General features: G+C 52.4%; 19 protein-coding genes, 3 tRNA genes and 2 pseudogenes. 4 read left to right on the forward strand and 20 right to left on the reverse strand.

Annotated elements, in window-relative coordinates; translation table 11 throughout:
- Positions 1-427: 427 nt before the first annotated feature.
- The 7 genes from rpsJ to rsmD form a co-directional block, all read right to left on the reverse strand.
- On the reverse strand, positions 428-739 hold the full coding sequence (gene rpsJ, locus AC5M9B_RS00100; protein ID WP_002642322.1) for a 30S ribosomal protein S10: 312 nt from the start codon (positions 737-739) through the stop codon (positions 428-430).
- Between the two features lie 17 nt (positions 740-756).
- Positions 757-1,941, reverse strand: coding sequence for an elongation factor Tu (gene tuf, locus AC5M9B_RS00105; protein WP_003742643.1), 1,185 nt, complete (start codon positions 1,939-1,941; stop codon positions 757-759).
- Positions 1,942-1,981: 40 nt separating this feature from the next.
- Positions 1,982-2,056 (reverse strand) — tRNA-Thr (locus AC5M9B_RS00110).
- Positions 2,057-2,067: 11 nt separating this feature from the next.
- Positions 2,068-2,141: transfer RNA gene (locus AC5M9B_RS00115), tRNA-Gly, on the reverse strand.
- A 36-nt stretch (positions 2,142-2,177) separates the two neighbouring features.
- Positions 2,178-2,261: transfer RNA gene (locus AC5M9B_RS00120), tRNA-Tyr, on the reverse strand.
- Between the two features lie 99 nt (positions 2,262-2,360).
- Positions 2,361-2,612, reverse strand: coding sequence for a YfhL family 4Fe-4S dicluster ferredoxin (locus tag AC5M9B_RS00125; protein WP_003679513.1), 252 nt, complete (start codon positions 2,610-2,612; stop codon positions 2,361-2,363).
- A gap of 121 nt (positions 2,613-2,733) precedes the next feature.
- Positions 2,734-3,300: a 16S rRNA (guanine(966)-N(2))-methyltransferase RsmD gene (gene rsmD / locus AC5M9B_RS00130; protein WP_070655252.1), complete on the reverse strand. Its 567-nt coding sequence runs from the start codon at positions 3,298-3,300 to the stop codon at positions 2,734-2,736.
- 270 nt (positions 3,301-3,570) lie between these two features.
- On the opposite strand from rsmD, the gene AC5M9B_RS00135 reads away from it, so the two are divergent.
- Both AC5M9B_RS00135 and AC5M9B_RS00140 read left to right on the forward strand, forming a co-directional pair.
- Positions 3,571-3,792, forward strand: a complete 222-nt coding sequence (locus AC5M9B_RS00135) for a hypothetical protein (RefSeq protein ID WP_003742639.1) — start codon at positions 3,571-3,573, stop codon at positions 3,790-3,792.
- Positions 3,793-3,981: 189 nt separating this feature from the next.
- On the forward strand, positions 3,982-4,677 hold the full coding sequence (locus AC5M9B_RS00140) for a hypothetical protein (RefSeq protein WP_029609880.1): 696 nt from the start codon (positions 3,982-3,984) through the stop codon (positions 4,675-4,677).
- Between the two features lie 74 nt (positions 4,678-4,751).
- On the opposite strand, the gene topA is transcribed toward AC5M9B_RS00140, so the two are convergent.
- The 8 genes and pseudogenes from topA to rsmB all read right to left on the reverse strand — a co-directional run bounded on the left by topA (position 4,752) and on the right by rsmB (position 14,497).
- Positions 4,752-7,058: a type I DNA topoisomerase gene (topA, locus tag AC5M9B_RS00145; protein WP_070655256.1), complete on the reverse strand. Its 2,307-nt coding sequence runs from the start codon at positions 7,056-7,058 to the stop codon at positions 4,752-4,754.
- Positions 7,059-7,142: 84 nt separating this feature from the next.
- Complete coding sequence (locus tag AC5M9B_RS00150) at positions 7,143-7,598, reverse strand: Smg family protein (protein WP_003742632.1); 456 nt, start codon at positions 7,596-7,598, stop codon at positions 7,143-7,145.
- A 25-nt stretch (positions 7,599-7,623) separates the two neighbouring features.
- Positions 7,624-7,779, reverse strand: a pseudogene (locus tag AC5M9B_RS00155) (DprA-like winged helix domain-containing protein); the annotation flags it as partial.
- A 134-nt stretch (positions 7,780-7,913) separates the two neighbouring features.
- Positions 7,914-8,844 (reverse strand): annotated as a pseudogene (gene dprA, locus AC5M9B_RS00160) (DNA-processing protein DprA); the annotation flags it as partial.
- A gap of 431 nt (positions 8,845-9,275) precedes the next feature.
- Positions 9,276-10,559, reverse strand: a complete 1,284-nt coding sequence (locus tag AC5M9B_RS00165; protein ID WP_070655260.1) for a sigma-54-dependent transcriptional regulator — start codon at positions 10,557-10,559, stop codon at positions 9,276-9,278.
- Positions 10,552-12,675, reverse strand: coding sequence for a sensor histidine kinase (locus tag AC5M9B_RS00170; protein ID WP_487648069.1), 2,124 nt, complete (start codon positions 12,673-12,675; stop codon positions 10,552-10,554). Before AC5M9B_RS00170 ends, AC5M9B_RS00165 begins: the two co-directional genes overlap by 8 nt.
- 3 nt (positions 12,676-12,678) lie before the next feature.
- Entirely contained in the window at positions 12,679-13,272 is a 594-nt protein-coding gene (locus AC5M9B_RS00175) for a DUF4390 domain-containing protein (protein WP_009312693.1), read from the reverse strand.
- Positions 13,238-14,497, reverse strand: a complete 1,260-nt coding sequence (gene rsmB, locus AC5M9B_RS00180) for a 16S rRNA (cytosine(967)-C(5))-methyltransferase RsmB (RefSeq protein WP_070655267.1) — start codon at positions 14,495-14,497, stop codon at positions 13,238-13,240. The genes AC5M9B_RS00175 and rsmB overlap by 35 nt, the downstream gene beginning before the upstream one ends.
- A 172-nt stretch (positions 14,498-14,669) precedes the next feature.
- Here rsmB and AC5M9B_RS00185 point away from each other — a divergent pair, with 172 nt between their 5' ends.
- Positions 14,670-14,954: a PepSY domain-containing protein gene (locus AC5M9B_RS00185; protein WP_070655269.1), complete on the forward strand. Its 285-nt coding sequence runs from the start codon at positions 14,670-14,672 to the stop codon at positions 14,952-14,954.
- A 128-nt stretch (positions 14,955-15,082) separates the two neighbouring features.
- Here AC5M9B_RS00185 and AC5M9B_RS00190 read toward each other — a convergent pair whose 3' ends face one another.
- The 3 genes from AC5M9B_RS00190 to def all read right to left on the reverse strand — a co-directional run bounded on the left by AC5M9B_RS00190 (position 15,083) and on the right by def (position 17,313).
- Positions 15,083-15,604, reverse strand: coding sequence for an O-acetyl-ADP-ribose deacetylase (locus AC5M9B_RS00190; RefSeq protein WP_070655271.1), 522 nt, complete (start codon positions 15,602-15,604; stop codon positions 15,083-15,085).
- A 133-nt stretch (positions 15,605-15,737) separates the two neighbouring features.
- The gene (fmt, locus tag AC5M9B_RS00195) at positions 15,738-16,664 is read right to left on the reverse strand and encodes a methionyl-tRNA formyltransferase (RefSeq protein WP_070655272.1); all 927 of its coding nucleotides are present in this window, start codon (positions 16,662-16,664) and stop codon (positions 15,738-15,740) included.
- Between the two features lie 145 nt (positions 16,665-16,809).
- A complete protein-coding gene (gene def / locus AC5M9B_RS00200) occupies positions 16,810-17,313 on the reverse strand; it encodes a peptide deformylase (RefSeq protein WP_016688303.1) in 504 nt (167 codons plus the stop codon).
- A gap of 280 nt (positions 17,314-17,593) precedes the next feature.
- Between def and AC5M9B_RS00205 the strand changes: the two genes are divergently transcribed.
- The gene (locus AC5M9B_RS00205; RefSeq protein ID WP_070655275.1) at positions 17,594-18,874 is read left to right on the forward strand and encodes a LysM peptidoglycan-binding domain-containing protein; all 1,281 of its coding nucleotides are present in this window, start codon (positions 17,594-17,596) and stop codon (positions 18,872-18,874) included.
- A 388-nt stretch (positions 18,875-19,262) separates the two neighbouring features.
- On the opposite strand, the gene AC5M9B_RS00210 is transcribed toward AC5M9B_RS00205, so the two are convergent.
- Positions 19,263-19,883 (reverse strand): NAD(P)H-binding protein, encoded by a 621-nt coding sequence (locus tag AC5M9B_RS00210; RefSeq protein WP_070655277.1) that lies wholly within the window; start codon positions 19,881-19,883, stop codon positions 19,263-19,265.
- Positions 19,884-20,140: 257 nt separating this feature from the next.
- Complete coding sequence (locus AC5M9B_RS00215; RefSeq protein WP_141752028.1) at positions 20,141-20,332, reverse strand: hypothetical protein; 192 nt, start codon at positions 20,330-20,332, stop codon at positions 20,141-20,143.
- Between the last annotated feature and the right edge of the window lie 136 nt (positions 20,333-20,468).

The raw sequence follows: 20,468 nt of genomic DNA on the forward strand, positions 1-20,468 counted from the left end.
TTCTTAAGTCCGCAGAGTATGCCATGGTTAAACCTTCAAAGTTGAGTATTGTACTATTTTGTTTTTAATTGACTATAAAACGGACTCATTTTAGTTAAATCCATAAAGGTCGTCTGAAAGATATAATCTGAAAGATATAAATGGCTTTCAGACGACCTTAGATATAGGAAATTGTCACGTTGTTTAGACTTTTTTCTGCCTCGGACAGCTTTTGTTTTTGCTTAAATGTTTCTTTAAATAACTATCCAGCGTTGTCAAGAACAGAGCGTATTTCCTACGTCTATCGACATTCTTGATAATACCGAATCATTTCCCAACCAGATTTTCAAACAAAGGCCGAAAGTGTAACAGTGCTGTTAATTTCTACAACACACGTGGATAACAAAAAACCGAACGGGATACCCGTTCGGTTTCATAAAGGCAACAATTATTGAACTTTAATTTCTACATCAACACCGGCTGGCAAGTCCAGTTTCATCAGTGCATCGGTAGTTTTGTCAGTCCAGTCCACGATGTCCATCAGGCGCAAGTGGGTGCGGATTTCCAATTGTTCACGAGAAGTTTTGTTCACGTGTGGAGAACGCAGAATGTTGAAACGCTCGATTTTAGTCGGCAACGGAATCGGACCTTTTACAACGGCGCCGGTACGTTTTGCAGTTTCAACGATTTCTTGAGCAGAACGGTCAATCAGGCTGTAATCATAAGCTTTCAGGCGGATACGGATTTTTTGGTTTGCCATTTATCGATATCCTTCAATTAAGCAATGATAGAAGAAACCACACCCGCACCTACGGTACGGCCACCTTCGCGAATCGCAAAGCGCAGACCTTCTTCCATAGCGATCGGTGCAATCAGTTCTACAGTGATGGCTACGTTCTCACCAGGCATAACCATTTCTACACCTTCTTCCAAAGTAACCGCGCCGGTTACGTCGGTAGTACGGAAGTAGAATTGAGGACGGTAGTTAGCGAAGAACGGAGTATGACGACCACCCTCTTCTTTGCTCAATACGTAAACTTCTGCTTTGAATTTAGTGTGAGGAGTGATGGTACCCGGTTTAGCCAATACTTGACCGCGTTCCACTTCTTCACGTTTGGTACCGCGCAGCAATACGCCTACGTTGTCACCTGCTTGACCTTCGTCCAGCAGTTTGCGGAACATTTCAACACCGGTACAAGTGGTTTTTTGGGTTTCTTTCAGACCTACGATTTCGATCTCGTCACCAACGTGGATGACACCGCGCTCTACACGGCCGGTTACTACTGTACCACGACCTGAGATAGAGAATACGTCTTCGATAGGCAACAAGAACGGTTTGTCCACGGCACGCTCAGGAGTCGGGATGTAGCTGTCCAATGCGGCAGCCAGTTCGAAGATTTTTTCTTCGTAAGCGGCGTCGCCTTCCAAGGCTTTCAGTGCAGAACCTTGTACGATCGGGCAGTCGTCACCTGGGAAGTCGTAGCTTGACAGCAAGTCACGGATTTCCATTTCAACCAGCTCCAACAGCTCGGCATCATCAACCATGTCGCATTTGTTCATGAACACGATGATGTAAGGTACGCCTACTTGGCGAGCCAATAGGATGTGTTCGCGGGTTTGCGGCATAGGACCATCAGCAGCGGAACATACCAAGATCGCGCCGTCCATTTGTGCGGCACCAGTAATCATGTTTTTAACGTAGTCGGCGTGACCCGGGCAGTCTACGTGTGCGTAGTGGCGGGTTTCGGTTTCGTATTCTACGTGTGAGGTATTAATGGTAATACCGCGGGCTTTTTCTTCGGGAGCGTTGTCGATTTGGTCGTAAGCTTTTGCAGCACCACCAAATTTTTTAGCCAAAATAGTAGTCAAAGCAGCAGTCAGAGTGGTTTTACCATGGTCAACGTGACCAATGGTGCCAACGTTTACGTGCGGTTTGCTACGTTCAAATTTTTCCTTTGCCATGGCAAATTTCCTATCTTTAAAATACTGAGAAAATGGTATTTGGTGCCCATGGGCAGATTTGAACTGCCGGCCTCTCCCTTACCAAGGGAGTGCTCTACCCCTGAGCTACATGGGCCAATAGACTATTGGAGCGGGTGAAGGGAATCGAACCCTCACCGTAAGCTTGGAAGGCTTCTGCTCTACCATTGAGCTACACCCGCAGACTTACTGCATCAATGCTCCAACACATTGGAATTTGGTGGTGGGAGAAGGATTCGAACCTTCGAAGCTCTCGCAACAGATTTACAGTCTGCCCCCTTTGACCGCTCGGGAATCCCACCAAAAGAGAACGCAAGTTTATTCGTGACTCAGATTTTCGTCAAGTTCTTTTTTAATTTTGTTTTCTTAAAATCACTCAATTTATTGCTTTAAAAAAGAATTTATTTGAACTGAATGATTTTTTCGTATTTTGCCATCAGCTCTTCGTGTGTTTCCGGATGCTCTTCATCAATCAGGATGCAGTCCACGGGACATACCTGCTGACATTGCGGCTCATCGTAATGGCCTACGCACTGCGTACACAAATTAGGGTTGATTTCGTAAATTTCCTCGCCTTGCGAGATGGCGTCATTGGGGCACTCCGGCTCGCAAACGTCACAGTTAATGCACTCATCTGTAATAAAGAGCGACATTTCTTTTCCTTTTTCATTTAAATTATCAAAACCGATTGGGCGCGGATTATAGCACAAACGCGTCAAAAACAATCCGTTTAGGCGAATGTTTACACCCTGGTAATGATTCTCAAATCTCTTACTATTCAGCTACTTGGACAAACTGCAAGAGCACAAAACTGCTCTTACCCGCCCGTCCTTCGCGATAAGGCTCCAGCCACTCGGGGAAATCGGGCAGCTCCCCTGCTTCAATATAGACCATTGCCCCGTTTTTCAAGCTGTTTTTCAAAGAAGCAAACAAATTTTCCCAATCCTGCCACGCAAACGGCGGATCCAAAAAGACCACATCAAACTTTTCAGACGACCTCTGCAGATACGCAAGGCCATCGGTATTGAGGATTTCCAGTTTATCCAAACCCAATGCTCTGGCGTTTTGCCGCAGCATATCGGCAGTTTTGCGATTATTATCTGCCAGCACCACCCTCTTCGCGTTACGGGACGCGGCCTCAAATCCCAACGCGCCGCTTCCAGCAAACAAATCCAACGCATTCATACCGGTCAAATCCTGACCCAGCCAATTGAAAAGTTTTTCGCGGACACTGTCAGGCGTTGGACGCAGACCGTCCGCATCTGCAAAAACCAGTTTCCGTCCCCTGCATTGCCCGCCGATGATGCGGACTTGATTTGAATGTTTGCTGTGTTTGCTCATGATTAAAACGAATCGTCCAACAGTTTCAGACGACCTCTAAAGAATGACAAAGCAGCCATTATACCGCAGCGTTTTTTTCATTTAAGGCCGCATGAAAACAAATCGGCGCATCGTGAAATTTTATTTTTTATAATGGTAAACTTACAAAATTTTATAAATCATAAAATATTTTCTCAAATAAAAAGGTTGCTTACGTCCACCATTAGAACTTTCCCACCGTTTTTTCAGTCTATTGGCCATAATACTTAATGAAAATATGGATGGCTGACAATGCCGCTTTGGAAAATTATTTTGGGTGTTTATATCGGCGGCGTGATTGCCTTCACCGCCCACGCCCATTTCTTTGACGAATATTACCGCCACTTGGGATTGATTCCGAACTTGGGACGCGGTCTGCTTTGGTTCGTCTTTTGCCTGCCCTTGATCGGCAAAACCGTTGCTCTGATAGTCAGTTTATTCTTTCTTGCCACACTGGTTTTTGCAAGGCGTTAAATCCTTTCTTAATAAGACTGAAAAGGTCGTCTGAAAATTTTTCAGACGACCTTTTCAGTTTGAGTTTGACGACATGAAATACTGAACTATGTTTCACCATGTAAAGTGCATTTTAAACTTAAACTAGATAAATTACATTTACTTATTTATAATGAGTATCTCTCTGTGAAATATTTATATAAGGTTATTATCATGTCAGACCTGAATCTCAGTAACAGTATATTCCAAGGTTACAACGACAAACATGGTTTAATGATTTGTGGGTATGAATGGGGTTGGAGTAAAGCCGATGAGGCTGCTTATGTAGCAGGTGAATACAAACTCCCTGAAAACAAAATCGACCATACATTTGCCAATAAATCCCTCTATTATGGTGAGCAGGCAAAAAAGTGGCGTTACGACAATACGATAAAAAACTGGTTTGAAATGTGGGGACACCCCTTAGACGAAAATGGATTGGGCGGTGCATTTGAAAAATCCCTGGTTCAAACCAACTGGGCAGCCACTCAGGGCAACAAAATCGACAATCCAAACAAATTTCTCCAACCTGAACACGTCGATAATTTTCTCTACCACATTGAGAAACTACGCCCTAAATTGATTCTCTTCATGGGAAGCAACCTGACAAATTATCTTAATTGCGCAAATGTATTGCCGCGCTTCGAGCAGCTTGTCGGAAAACAAACTCAACCGCTACGAGTAGTACAAAAAGATTTTAGCGGTACACGTTTCAAAATCAGATTCCAATCGTTTGAAAATTGCGAAGTCGTCTGCCTGCCCCACCCTAGTGCCAGCCGCGGTCTATCTTACGATTACATAGCCTTATTTGAACCAGAAATGAACCGTATTTTATCGGACTTTAAAACGACACGCGGATTTAAATAAAACAATCACAGAACAGCAAAGGTCGTCTGAAATTTTTTCAGACGACCTTTTCTCTTTAAACCAACCTACTTTCATCATTCTTTCGGTGCAGGCGGTTCAATCTGTTCTTTCCAGCCGCATTCTTTTTGCGGACAGACTTTTTCCACGCCCCAGCGTTTGGTGGTTTTGATGGTCAAGACCGGCCAATGGCAGTTCGGGCATTCTTCGGCAACGGGCGGGTTCCAAGTGGCGTAGTTGCAGTCGGGATAGGTGCTGCAACTGTAAAACAGTTTGCCGTAGCGGGATTTGCGCTCGACGAGGTTGCCTTTTTTGCATTGCGGGCATTGGACGCCGGTATCTTTGGGTTTTTCCAGCGGCTCGACGTGCTTGCATTTGGGGTAGTTTGCGCAGCCGATGAATTTGCTGCCGGTACGGCTGTATTTGTACACCAGCCGTCCGCCGCATTTGGGGCATTCGCGCCCATCAAGTTCGGCTTGTTCTGCTTCGGCTTTGGCGATGCGCTCGGCGGCTTCTTCGGCGGTTTCGTTGACGTTGCGCGTGTAGCTGCACTCGGGATAGCCGGCGCAGGCGACGAAGCGGCCCATTTTGCCGAACTTGATTTGCAGTTTGTGTTCGCCGCATTTCGGACAGGTTTCGTCGAGTTCCTGCGTGGTGAATTTGGCGCGTTCGATGCCTTCTTTTTCTTCCACTTGCTTGATGAACGGTTTCCAGAATTTGTCCATCACAGGAATCCAGCGGCGTTTGCCGTCGGCGATTTCGTCGAGCTGGTCTTCGAGTTTGGCGGTGAAGTGATAGTCGACGTATTGGGCGAAGTGTTCGGTCAGGAATTTGTTGACGATGTCGCCTGTATCGGTGGGCATGAAGCGTTTTTGCTCAAGGGTAACGTATTCGCGGTCTTTGAGCGTGGAGATGATGCTGGCGTAGGTCGAGGGGCGGCCGATGCCGTATTCTTCGAGGGCTTTAACCAGCGTGGCTTCGTTGTAGCGCGGCGGCGGGGTGGTAAAGTGTTGCTCGCCGTAGAGTTTGTCCACGGGCAATTTGTCGCCTTCGCTCATTTCGGGCAGTTTTTTGCTGTCTTCGCCTTCTTCATCGTCGCTGCTTTCTTCGTAAACGCTGAGGAAGCCTGCGAAGGTTTGCACTTGTCCGGTTACGCGGAATACGCCTTTGCCGACGGTAATATCGACGGTGGTTTGGTCGAATTTGGCGGGCGTCATCTGACAGGCGACGGTACGCTGCCAAATCATTTGATAGAGTTTGAACTGGTCTGCACTCAGGAAGGGTTTGACGCTTTCGGGCGTGCGGTACACGGAAGTCGGACGGATGGCTTCGTGCGCTTCTTGGGCGTTTTTGGATTTGGTTTTGTATTGTTTGGCGGCACTCGGCAGATATTCTTTGCCGATTTTGTTTTCGATGTAATGGCGGATTTCGGTTAACGCTTCGTCAGCCAAGTTCACGCTGTCGGTACGCATATAGGTAATCAGACCGATGGCGCCCTGCCCCACGTCTATACCTTCGTAAAGCTGCTGGGCGGTACGCATGGTGCGGTCGGTGGTGAAGCCGAGTTTGCGCACGGCATCCTGCTGCATGGTGGATGTGGTGAACGGCGCGGCGGGATTGCGGTTGCGCTTTTTCTTTTCGATGGCGGTAACGACGGCCTCTTTGCCTTCAAGTTCTTTCAACACGTCGGCTTGCGCGGCTTCGTTTGGCAGGTCGAATTGTTCGAGTTTCGCCCCGTTGTATTGGGCGAGTTTGGCGGTGAACTTGCTGCGGCCTTTGTGGCTGTCGAGATGCACCGTCCAATATTCCTGCGCTTCAAACGCGCGGATTTCGTTTTCGCGTTCGCAAATCAAACGCAAGGCGGGACTTTGCACACGGCCTGCGCTCAAGCCGCGGCGGATTTTTTTCCACAACAATGGCGAGAGGTTGAAACCGACCAGATAGTCCAAAGCGCGGCGGGCTTGTTGCGCATCGACCAAATCCATTTCGATTTCGCGCGGATTGGCGACGGCATCGAGCACGGCATTTTTGGTGATTTCGTGGAACACGACACGCTGTGGCTTGATGTTTTTCAGGCCGCGTTTGGATTTGAGGATTTCAAAAAGGTGCCAGGAAATCGCTTCGCCTTCCCTATCCGGGTCGGTTGCGAGGTAGATGTTTTCGGCTTCTTTAGCTCCGGCAACAATCGCATCGACGTGTTTGGCGTTGCGTTTGATCAGCTCGTATTTCATGGCGAAGTCGTGTTCGGGATCGACGGCACCGTTTTTGGGGACGAGGTCGCGGACGTGGCCGTAGGAGGCCAAAATTTCGAAATCGCCGCCAAGGTATTTTTTCAGGGTTTTGGCTTTGGACGGTGATTCGACGATTAAGAGGTTTTTCGCCATTGTTTGTTCTCTTTTAATGTATTGGATGATGCGTTTCAGACGACCTTTCTGAACAAGCTGCGTCAAAAGGTCGTCTGAAAAGGTTTAATGCATGGTCGCTTTGCCGTTGAGCGCGCCCATCAGGTCGTCGCCGATTAAGACGGGCAATTCGCTTTTGTGCGCCCACAATAAGAGCAACACCAGCACTTTCGCCGTATCGAGTGTGATTTCTTCGGGCGGGATGTGCATCAGGGCGTGGATGACGATTTCGCGCTGCTCGTAAGTGATGGCGCGTTCGGCAACCAGATACTGCATCAGCCCCATGACTTCCTGCGGCAGGTTTTCCACTTCCTCGTTGCAATACACGCGCAGGGCATGGCTGTCGAACGGCGCGGCGGCGAATTCGGACGTATTGAACAACACTTCCATCATCATCAGCGTATTGCCGATTTCCGTTACGTCAAAACCCGCATCTTCCAACAGGCGGCCCAAATCCTCCGGCGGCGGGCAGTTGTCGAAATCTTGGAAGTGTTCGATGAGATAGGCGATGACTTCTGTCATGCTGGTTCCTTAATGAATGAATCAATTATGCTTTTATGCGCTGATAGCGTCCGCCCGGCAAGGCGGCGACGATGCCGTCGAGTTCGTATTCCAGCAGTCGAGCGTAAACGTCTGCCGCCGCCCATGCGGTTTGCTGCGCCAATATATCGGGATGAACGGGGTCGTAACCCATGGCGTCCAGCAGCCCGTCTTCCGCTGTCGGCGCGGCAACCGTATTGGCTTGCGCCGGCTGTTTTCGGACATGAAGGTCGTCTGAAAACGGTAAAACAGGTTCAGACGACGTCTCTCTGACGGCAGTGCGTTTTTCCGTTTTTTTGTTTTTCTTATTTATAGAATATGATGGAACTGCCGCATTTTGCAATAGCCCCGGACATTCGTGAAGGATGTCGTCCAAACATTCCACCAATTTCGCGCCGTCTTTAATCAGCTTGTGACAGCCTTTGCTGTGCGGATTGTCTATCGAACCGGGTACCGCCATCACCTCCCGCCCCATCTCCGCCGCCAGCTTGGCGGTAATCAGTGAACCGGATTCCAAGGCGGCCTCGACCACCAGCGTAACCTGCGACAATGCAGCGATCAGGCGGTTGCGGCGCGGGAAGTTGCCCGCAAAAGGCCGCGTATCCAAAGGAAACTCGCTGACGATCAACCCTTTTTCGGCGATTTCATAGGCAAGGTTTTTATTGGACGGCGGATAAATGCGGTCTATGCCCGTTCCCCAGACGGCGATGGTACTGCCGCCCGCCTGTAACGCGCCTTGATGGGCGGCGGTGTCTATACCCGAAGCCATACCCGACACGACAGGAATATCCTTTTCGCTCAACGCCCTACCAAAATCTTTGGCAATCCGCATCGCCTGCGGCGTGGCATGGCGGCTGCCGACGATGGCGGCGGAAGGTTTGTGCAGCAGTTGCACGTTGCCGCGCAAAAACAAAACCGGCGGCGCGGTAATGCCCTGCGTCAGCATTTCGGGAAAATCATCATCTTGCAGCAGCAACAAACGGCAGCCGTCCTGCGTTTCCCATTGCAACGCCGCTTCCGCAGCCTTTTGCGCCAACGCCCGTTTTTCGCCGTTGCGCCAAGATTCGGCTGCCTGCTTGTGGCGCACCACCGCGGCTATTTGTTCCGCCGGAGCATCCAGCGCGGCTTTCGCGCTGCCGAAACGTTGCAGCAGGAGCAAGAAGCCCTCCGCGCCGACATAAGGCGTAAACGCCAGTTGCAGCCAGGCAAGGCGGTCATTTTCCGTCATCAATTGTGTCCCCTTGTTGTTTTCAGACGACCTTTGTTCGTGAGGTCGTCTGAAAACGGATAAATGTCAGTATTTAAAGATAAAACCGGCGAACTTTAAACCGATACGGCGTTCCCGCGCCAGCTTCCGGTTTCCTGTCCGTTCACCGCCATGCGGATGCTGCTGAACAGCCGGCAGCCCGTTAGTAACTTTTGTAATATTTTTATATTCTACACGATACGGTAGAAATATCTGTTATTCAAATGATTGTCGCACGCAGCCGTGATTCCTTCTCCCGCCTGCACGGGAATGGCGCATTCAATAAATGAACCGGATTTGCATCAGTGGGTTGGATACGGCAAAAGCGGTCGAGTTGATGGCAAACAAGGTCGTCTGAAAACATACCGCGGCGTGCCATATGCTTTCAGACGACCTTTTATCCTACTGCCGCCCTACTCTTCTGCTTTTTCCGCTGCGCTGCGGCGGGAAACGCTGATGCCTAATTGTTTGAGTTTGCGGTAAAGGTGCGTGCGCTCCAAGCCGACTTTTTGGGCGACGCGACTCATGTTTTGCCCTTCTTGGGCGATGTGGTATTCGAAATAGCGGCGTTCCAACTCTTCACGCAGTTCGCGCAAAGGCATGTTGAAGTTGAAACCGCCGACGATTTCGGTAGCAACCGTTGCCCGTTTTTGTCCCAATGCGGCAACGACCGCCTGCTCGTGGACTTCTTGTCCGTCCGCTTCCAGCATCAGGTTTTTCACGACGCTGCGGAGTTGGTCGAAATTGCCCGGCCAGTTGTATTGGCAGAGGACAGTCAGCGAGCCGTTGCTGAATTTGACGGGCTGGATTTTTTCACTGTCCGCCAATTCGGTCATGACTTGGTTGACCAAGAAGGCGATGTCTTCGGATTGGCTGCGCAACGGCGGGATGCTGATGACGTTGCCGGAGAGCAGTTCGGACAACTTGGCATCGGCAATGGCGTCTGCCGGGCTTTCATCGGCGGCATGGCTGCCGGCGACAATGACACGCACGTTGTAACGGTCTGCCTTACCGAGGATGAAGCTGATGCCGTTTTGGATGTTTTTGCTGTACTGCGCGGCATCACCGAGATAGAGCGTGCCGCCCGATGCTTTTTGCAGCAACTCTAAAGGCGCGTCCGCGATGAGTTCGACGCGGCTGAGTTCGACCCAAGGTGTGCCGCTTTTGTGGAAATAGCGGGCAACGATTTCAAACGGCGAACCGGTTTCGCCGCTGAGCAGCACGGGACCGCTTTTTTTCACGGCAGGCTCGAGCTGCTGTTTGAATTCCTGAATGGCGGGGCTGTTGCCGAGCTTATCGAAGGACAAGCCCGCCGCCATCTGCATTTCGCCGTGTTTGAGGGCGCGGTCGACGGTAGAGAGCAGCTTTTGCAGGGCAACCGGTTTTTCCAAAAAGTCGAGCGCGCCGATTTTGGTGGCTTCGACGGCGGTGTCGATGCTGGCGTGTCCGCTCATCATCACCACGGGCATATTGAGCTGCCCGTTTTTCGCCCACTCTTTGAGCAGGGTGATGCCGTCGCAGTCGGGCATCCAGATGTCCAACAACACCATGGCGGGACGGGTTTGGTGGCGCAGTTGGCGCGCCTCTTCGGCGTTCTCCGCCAAAGCCACGGAATAACCTTCGTCTTGGAGGATTTCCGAGAGCAAGTCGCGGATACCTACTTCGTCATCTACAATTAAAATATCACTGCTACGCATAAGTTTCTACCAATCGGGGTAAGGCTATTTTCACACACGCGCCGCCTTCGTTCTGATTGCTCAGGCTGATGCGGCCGCCGTGCTCTTCGATGATTTTCTTCACAACGGGCAATCCCAGACCCGTACCTGTCGGCTTGTCGGTAACATACGGCTCGAAGGCATTATGCAGCATTTCCTTGCTGAAACCTTTGCCGTTGTTACAAACGGTCAATAAAACCTGTCCGTCGTTATCTTCACCGACACTGACATTCACTTGCGGAACTTCTGCCTCTTCCGCCGCCTCCGCCGCGTTTTTGAAAATATTGTGCAACACCTGCCGCATGGCGGTGGTATCGGCGGAAATCGGCTGCGGTTTGTCGGACAAGTTCGGAACAAAGCGGCACGCCCCGCCCTCGTACAGCAGCAACACTTCTTCGACCAAGCGGTTCAAATCGTGTTTTTCAAAATTCAGCGACGGAGCGCGGGCGTAATTGCGGAAGGCTTCGACCATTTCTTTCAATGCCGCCACCTGTTTGACGATGGTGTCGGTCGAACGGTTGAGGATTTGGGCGTGTTGTTCGTCCAATTTATCATGCAATTTCCATGCCAATCTCTCGGCGGAAAGTTGGATAGGCGTGAGCGGATTGCGGATTTCATGCGCCAACCGTTTCGCCACTTCGCCCCAAGCGGCTTCTTTTTGGGCGCGGATGAGGACGGTGATGTCGTCAATCACCATTACCACGCCGTTGTCGTTGTCGTCGGGCAGGATGGTGGCTTTACCCAAGAGAATGCGCGCATCGTCGGGGGCGGCGTATTCGACTTGGACGGGCTTGGCGGCATTGGCGGTTTCTTCAATGGCGGCAAACACTTCAGCAAGCAGGGTCTGCTGCGGCGATTGTCCGCGCCAGTCATGCCAGTTGCTGCCCCACAGCGGCACCAATTCAATGCCCAAAATCCGTTCGGCGGCTTTGTTGAAGGTTTTCAGACGACCTTCGGCATCCAAAGTAATCACGCCCGTGGTCAAACTTTCCAACACGCATTCGAGATAGTGGCGCGCCGCTTCTTCGCGCAGGCGGTTGTTCTCGTCGGCTTCTTTGGCAATGGCAAGCTGTTCGGTCATGTGGTTGAACAACTGGGTCAACCTGCCGAATTCATCATTGCGGAACACGGGGCGTTTCTGGCTGAAATCGCCCTGCGCCACCGCCCTTGCGCCTTCTGCCAACGACAATACCGGCTCGACGAAGCGGCGGGCGAAATACAGCGCCATTACCAAGGCAAGGAAAATCGCCAACAGCGCGGCAACCAGCAAAGTCGCCAAGAAGAAGGTTTGCAGACCTTGTTTGGTATAGCTCAATTCGGCGTATTTCGCCCGCGCCGCTTCAATCAGCGTCGCGTCTTGCGCCACATCCTGCGGGATGGGCTGGCGGAAAAACAAGGCGTAATCGCGTCCGTTGTGCGCGCCGATCAGCATCCAGCCTTGCGCGTACAAGACGTTTTCTATGTTTTCCAAACTGCGTATCGAGCCGGTCTGCTCCAGCTTCTCCCATCCTTCTTTGTCGAGTTCGGGCTGGTTTAGTTTCAGCGGATTGACACTTTTCTCGGTTTTATGGGTTTTGACGTCGTATAGCGAAAGCTGGGTAAAGCCGCCCGATTTGGCGGCACTGGTCAACGCTTTGCCCAAATCTCCGTCCACAGACGCAGTGCTAATCAGGTCGATTTGCACCGGCGTGGCGTTGCTGACGGCGTTGTCCACCGCCAGATTCAGCGCGGATTTGCTCAAGTTCAGGCTGCGCTCGAGGGCTTCGTGGGTATCGTTGCCGAACCACGAATTAATCGTACCGTTGATGAACTGCGCGGAAACGCCGAACAGGAACACGCCCGGCAATACCGCCACCAGCGTAAACATCCCCGACAGCCGCCGCGCAATCTGCGAGCCGAACACGCCCTTGCTTTTGTCGCGCATGAGGAGCAGGACGTAGCGCGTCAAAACCGACGCCAACACCAGCATCAGCAGCGCACACAGGGCGATAATCCACCAGAAATATTCCGCCAGCGGGCTGGTGCTGCCCGTTGCAATGGTCAGTCCGTAGAGCAGTCCCACCGCCGCCAACACGGCAATCAGGAGAAAGCGGCGCATGGTTTACTCCTGAGAGATGGTCAGCGACTTCCAGCCGGAATCCAAGTGCCAGTTTTTAGAAGTCAATGCGTTGATTTGGAAGGGTTTGGGCAGCTTCGCCGTCGAGAGCAGCAGGCGGATTTCGGCTTGCGTGTCTTTCGCTGCGACGCCGCTTAACGCGCCTTTGGACAGCACTTTCCAGTTGGCGACCGCCCCTACGCCGCGCAAGGCGGTATCGAGCGTGTCGTATTCGGTGGAAAACGTGCCGACGGTTATGCGGTAGCGGTTGGTCAGCGGATGGAAGGAAAGTTTGTAGTGGATGGTGTTGTCGCTGTTGAGCAGCTGGTCAAACTTGAAGCGGTAAGACGGCATGGACGGCGCAGAAAGCTGCCAGCTCAAAGTAAAATTCAACGGCACGCCCTGCCGGAGCGCCTGTTTGAGCTGGTCGGGCAAATCGGTGCGGAAACGGCTGCTGACGGAAAGCTGTCCGGTCTCGGTCAGCTTCGCCTCGGAGCGGGTCACGCTGATGCCCTCCGCCGCCGCATTCAGCGACAGGGCGAGCAACAGCGTTCCAAACAGCCGTTTACTGCTTTTTGATAAGCGCGTAATAAAAGCCATCTTGATGTTTGTTCGGTAAAAGCACACGCGATTCGATCAGCTCTGCATCGGCGTGGCGGTTGAGGAATTTTTGCAACTGAACGTCGTTTTCTTCGACGAACACCGAGCAGGTGGCAAGCAGCATTCTGCCGTTTTTCGTCAGGGTTTGCCAAAGCGCGTCCAGCAATGCCTCCTGCTGACGGGCGGTTTTGGCGGCATCGGTCGGACGGCGCAGCCATTTCACGTCGGGATTGCGCCGCGCCACACCCGAAGCGGTACACGGCACGTCGGCAAGGATGGCGTCGAAAGGCTTTCCATCATACCACGCCGCCAAGTCCTGCGCATCGGCGCAAGCCAGAGCGGTCGTCTGAAACCCCAAGCGGTCGAGATTGTCCTTCACCCTTTTCAGACGACCTTCGTCTATGTCCAAAGCGGTAACATGACAATCCGCCAGTTCCAACATATGCCCCGTCTTCCCGCCCGGTGCGGCGCACGCGTCCAAAATCCGTTCGCCGTCTTTAGGGTTTAACAGATACGCCGCCTGCTGCGCACCGAAATCCTGCACCGACACCAGCCCTTCGGCAAAACCGGGCAGGCGGTTCACCGGCACGGCTTCTTCCAGCGTTACCGCATATTCGTCCAACGCCTTAGCCACAACCCCTTCCGCCGCCAGCTTTTCCAAATACGATTCGGCATTGCCGTGGCGTCGGTTGACCCGCAGCGTCATCGGCGGATGCGATTGCAGCGCGGTGGTGATGTTGTGCCAGTGTTTCGGATAATGGTTTTTCAGGTATGCCACCCACCACAGCGGCAGGTTGTACTTCGCCACATCGTCTTTTTTGCACGAAGCCTCCAGCTTCTGCCGCTCGCGCAAAAAACGCCGCAAAATCGCGTTGGCAAACGAACGGTACTGCCCGCGCCCGATTTTCGCGATACTCTCGACCGCCTCGTTGACCACCGCATGAGGCGCGTTGCGCGTGTAATGCAGTTGGTACATTGCCGCCAAAAGCAGGCTTTCGAGCTGCGGATTGTCAATCGGCTTTTTCAGCATCTGCGCGAGCATATGTTTCAAGCTGCCCAGATAACGCTGGCAGCCGTAGGCAATATCCTGCAACGCGCCGTTTTCCTGCGCCGTCAGCTCGGGATGCGCCGCGCGGATTTGCGCCAACACATCCTGAAGGTTGCGCCCTTCGGCGACCGCCGCAATGCTGTCGGCGGCGAGTTTTTGGGCGAGGGACATACTCATAAATTCAATTCCTTAAATACCTGCTGTGGTTCGATTTGTTCGTTAAAAATGTAAACGCCGCACAAGCGGTTCGGGCGGTGTTCAGGGCAAGATTCAAATTGTGTTAATCCGATTGCCCGCTCATGACAATATCCATATAGTCCGTTCTTTTCAACACACATAAGGATTCATCATGAATTTACGCTTCCTCTCCCTGCTTGCCGTTTCTGCCGCACTCGTTTCCGGCAGCCTGACCGCCGCGGCGGCACCGCACAAACATTCCCGCGCCATCTCCCAAGCGCAAGCCGTCAAAATCGCCAAGAAACGCGTCGGCGGCGGCCGCGTTACCGACATCGACCACAGCGACGGACGCTGGGAAATCGAAATCCGCAGAGGCTGCACCGAATACGATGTGGACGTTTCCTCACAAAGCGGCCGCGTCATCAGAGTCGATACCGACAACCACTGCGACGATTAATCGATTCTTGATTAATGGATTCTTATAGGAAGCCGGACTGTCTGTCCGGCTTTTCTGTTTTCAGACGACCTCAAGCTTGCCCGAGGTCTGAAAACATTTAATCTGCCGTTTTGCCTGATTCGGGACTTTCAGACGACCGCCCCGTCCCGTTCCAACAATGCCCGATAGCGTTCGGCATCCTGCGGCGAATAGCAACAGAAAACGATTTTTTCGACAGACGGACACTGCGGCAAGGTTTTTTTCAAAATCGCCAAAGCAGTCTCGGCAGCCAAATCGGCGGGGAAACGGTACACGCCCGTGCTGATACAGGGGAAGGCGATGCTGCGGATGCCGTGTTCTTGCGCCAACAGCAGGGAATTTTGATACGCTTCCGCCAGCTTGACCGCTTCGCTGCGGTGTCCGCCGAACCAAACCGGCCCGACGGTGTGAATCACAAATTTCGCCGGCAGATGATAGCCTTTGGTGATTTTCGCTTCGCCCGTGCGGCAGCCGTTCAACTTTCTGCACGCTTCCAACAATTCCCGTCCCGCCGCGCGGTGAATCGCGCCGTCCACGCCTCCGCCGCCCAACAACGAGGCATTGGCGGCGTTCACGATGGCATCGACTTCAAGTTTCGTAATATCGTCTTCGACTACTTCAAACACTGCCATGATCTGCTCCTAAACGTGGGGAATCTTGTCGTCAGTTCAACAAAACCAAACGTTTCCCTGCCGATATTTTCAGACGACCTCTGAATCATCAGAAGAAAGGTCGTCTGAAAATTAATCAGTCTGCAAACCGCTTCTACAAAACCGTCCCAACCTCAATCTTATGTCCTGCCGCAAACGCCGCAATCGGCATCCGTTTGCTGCCCGAAGGCTGCAATTCGGTAATTTTCAGCGCGTTCTCGCCACAGGCAACGACCAAGCCGTCAGCCGAACAGGACAACACTTCTCCCGCCCTGCCTTGTTGTGCCACTACTTCAGCCCGCCAGATTTTCATCGGCTTGCCTTGATATTCCACCCATGCAGCGGGGACGGGGTTGAAGGCGCGGATTTTGCGTTCAATCACTGCCGCGCTTTCGTTCCAATCGACACGCGCTTCTTCTTTGCTTAATTTTTGTGCATAAGTCACACCTTCTTCGGGCTGTTTGACGCTTTTCAGACGACCCTCCGCCTTTAATTGTTGCAAATCAGCAACAATCGCTTCCGCACCGAGATTCATCAGCGCGTCGTGTACTTCATTCGCCGTATCAGTCGGTTGAATGGCGTAACGGTGTTCGCTGACCACATCGCCGGTGTCCAAACCGATGTCCATCTGCATGATGCACACGCCCGTTTCGGCATCGCCTGCTTCAATCGCACGCTGAATCGGCGCTGCGCCGCGCCAACGGGGCAGCAGCGAGGCGTGGATGTTGAGGCAGCCGTGTTTCGGCGTATCCAACACGTCTTGCGGCAGAATCAGCCCGTAGGCGGCAACGACCATTACATCGGCCTCAACCTCTTTGAGCATTTGCAGCGCTTCGGCGTTGTTGCGCAGTTTTTCAGGCTGCGCCACGCGCAAACCCAATTCCAATGCTGCCTGCTTCACGGGAGACGGGGCAAGCTGCATCCCGCGTCCTTTGGGACGGTCGGGCTGGGTCAACACCAGCGGGATTTCAAAACCGGCGGCGGCTATGGCTTTCAAGGCGGCAGCGGCAAAATCGGGCGTACCGGCAAAGATGACTTTCATGGGGAAACTCCTTGGAAATGGGTTTCAGACGACCTATATAGCGCAACGGCAAACATTGCGACAGGTCGTCTGAAAGTTTGAAAAACAACGGCTTGCCTGCCGCTTCCCTCTTTCAGACGACCTGTTCGACCGTATCATTCGGCTTTTAGATGGTGTGTTTCTGACGTTTTTTCAGTTTGGTCTTAATCCGCCCCTGCTTGAGCTGCGACAAGCGTTCGACAAAAACGATGCCCATCAGGTGATCCAGCTCGTGTTGCACGCAAATCGCCAGCAGACCGTCCGCCTCCAGTGTGAACTTCTCGCCTTTTTCGTTCAAAGCCTCGACCTTGACGCGTTCGGCGCGGGTAACGGTGTCGTAAATACCCGGCACGGACAGGCAGCCTTCTTCGTAAGTGGTTTCGCCGTCTTTTTCAACAATGACGGGGTTGATGAACACGCGCGGCTCGCTGCGGTCTTCGGTCAAATCCATCACGACGACGCGCTCATGCACATCGACCTGCGTCGCCGCCAGCCCGATGCCGCGCGCTTCGTACATGGTTTCAAACATATCGGCAACCAGCTTTTGGATGCGCTCATCGACTTTTTCGACAGGCTTTGCCACGGTGTGCAGTCGCTCGTCGGGATATTGCAGGATATTCAGTAAAGCCATAATTTTCTCTTCGTTTTTCAATACTTGGGACGCGCATCCAAACGCATCCGGCAGCAGATCGTGTGTGTTTTCATACAAATTTTGCGTCTGTCTTCACAATTCCCGTGATGACACCAACATTCAATGATAAAATATGTACCAATGAATTTCCGTTCAATGCGCACGAAACGCCCATTGACGTTTTTTAAAGGGGGACGGCGGTTTTTGCAAACTCCCGGCCATTTCATTTTCTCCGTTTATCATTTAAAGACAAACCGAATCAATTTCAAGGGGAACGGTTATGCAACAACGTATTATAACCCTGCTTTGTGTCGCGGGCATGGCAATTTCCGCCCACACTCAAGCAGCTTCATTAAAAGTGCGCCCCGATGCGCCGCAACGCTACGTCGTGAAAAACGGCGACACACTCTGGGGCATCTCCGGCAAATATCTGTACAGCCCGTGGCAGTGGAACCGCCTTTGGGGTGCAAACCGCGGCGAAATCCGCAATCCGCACCTGATTTATCCGGGTCAGGTGTTGGTTTTGCGCTACGTCAACGGCCGCCCGCAACTGGGCTTCGAAAACGGCTCCGCAGGCAATGATGGCATTCCCGTCATCAAGCTCAGCCCGCGCGTTCGCGAAACCTCTTCAGGCTACGGCATCCAAACCGTCAACGTGAACTTCTACCGCATGTTCATGCAACATCCGCAGTTCATCGACCAAATGAAGACCCAAGACGCACCGCGCCTGATCGACGGCCCTGACAACCGCATTATGTACAGCAAAGGCGAACGCGTGTACGCCTACGGCATTACCGAACCCGGCCGCTATCTGGTTTACCGCGCCGTCAAAGACCTGACTGATCCCGATACCCGCAAATACCTCGGACAAGAAGTCGTCTTCAGCGGCATCGTCAGCACCCTGCCCTACACCAACAGCGCGCTGGACTCCGCTTCCGACGAAGACCGCAAATACCTGAAAGACGGCGAATACTACACCCGCCTGCATCCGCTGGCGAAAGTACCGACCCAAACCGCGCAGCCTATGATTGTGGAAGAAGCCGTTTCCGAAATCCGCAAAGGCGACTTCCTGCTGAAAATGGACGGCGAAACCGAGCCCTTCCAAATCATGCCGCACGCGCCGACGCAACACATCGACGGTAAAGTCATCTCCATCCTCGACGGCGTACACGAAGCCGGACAATTCCAAACCGTTACCCTGAACAAAGGTTCTGCCGACGGCTTGGACAAAGGCACGGTCTTGAGCATTTACAAACGCGACCGCCAAGTGAAAGTTGATTTGGAAGACGGCAAAAAAGGCCGTAAGAGCGTAGTCAAATATGTTTCCATCCCTGCCGAAGAAACCGCATTGGCTATGGTGTACCGCACTGGCGAACATCTCTCGTCCGCCATCATTTTGGAAAACCTGACCAACGTCAACATCGGCGACACCGTATCCGAACCAGGCCGCGACTTGGACAACATGTCTGACGACAAACCGCACGTCCGCAACGAGCCGCAAGATTCCCACGATACGGAATACAACCAATACAATATCCACAGCAACATCAATAAATATTGATGGATTGCCGACAAGAAAACGTCGTCTGAAAATTTCAGACGACGTTTTTTCATAAAATTTTGAATAAGCAACGCCGTACTGTCATTCCTACTCAGGCGTGAGTCTGATCCTGAGTTTTCCAGAAAAATATGAAGATTGCCGCAATCCCAAGCCTCCAAATACCCGCCCGCGCGGGAATGACGATGTCGATATTTCTTGCTATCGCTCGCTCTATCTGCCCAATCCGATTTATCCTCAAGATAACTTGTTTCTTGAACGTGCCGATAAACTTCTGCCGCTCATCCCTACCAAGTCATAAGCGGATATATTGTTACCTATCGAATCAGTCACGCGCCAAACAGGTCGTCTGAAACCTTTTCAGATGACCTGTTTGACCATGGGCGCGGTGTTAACTGCCTGCGCCGACGGTGTAAACTTTACCAATGCTGCCGGGGTCTTGCAGGACAGCGGCGACAGCGGTGGCAAGTCCGTTTCGGCTCATGTAGTTTTTAGGGATGCTGTCGGGGTGGTCGGTCAGGATGTGGCGGCTGTCTTCGCTGTTGTCCAAGCCGCAGGGGCGGAGGATGGTCCAGTTCAGGCTGCTTTGTTTGAGGTAGATTTCGGCTTCGGTTTTTGCGCGGACGGCTTCGCCGAGGGCTTGTTTGAAGGGTTCGCTCATCATGTCCCATTGTTCGCCGCAGCCCATGCTGGTAATCAGGATGAAACGGGCTTGCGGGTTGGCGGCTTGGGCGGCGGCGATGATGTTGATGTTGCCCAGTGCGTCGCTGCGTATGCCTTGCTCGTTTTTGCCGCCGACGAAACTGATGACGCTGTCGGGGCGGTATTGTGCGAACACTTTGTCGAGCGCATCGGTATCGAGCGCGTCGGCTACGGTCGTCTGAATGCGGTGTTCGCTAAAGAACGAATCTTCAGACGGCTTTCTTAATACGGCGACGGTGTCGGCGGGGTGGGTGAGCGTGCGGATGAATGCGCGGCCGGACGGGCCGTTGGCGCCGAAGATAAGTTGCATGAGGACTCCTTTGTGTGTCGGATGGTAAGGGGTTCAATAATTTGTCCACTTTGTTGTGGAAGAGTCGTGTGGGGTAAGGATTTTTGATTTTCAGACGACCTTATTTGCATTTGAATGTTGTGTGGTCGTGGGCATAGCCCACGCTACGTTCCGACTATTGTGAAACTGAAACCCAAAAGCGTACCCTGCACGGTTCGTGCTTTGCCCTCTCCCTAGCCCTCTCCCACGGGGAGAGGGGATGGGGTGGCAGGTAAACTCTAAGTGGCAGAGAAGCCAAAAATGGGGGCAGTCGTAGCGTGGGCTTCGCCCGCGACTTTGACCCAAAGGTCGTCTGAAATCTGTATTTGGGTTTCAACAAAACTCGCTACATTCGCTTTAACTTCGTTGATGTTTGCACTTTCAGACGACCTTGTTGTGTTTGAAGCCGTGTGGTCGTGGGCAAAGCTCACGCTACTTCTTTTTGGTTTTCTTTCGTGACAGAGCTGCGGTCGTCTGAAAACGGGTAAAGTAGGTTTTATAACAACTGTCGTAATGCGGGCTTTGCCCTCTCCCTAGCCCTCTCCCACGGGGAGAGGGAATGGGTTG

The organism is Neisseria flava (assembly GCF_982712965.1).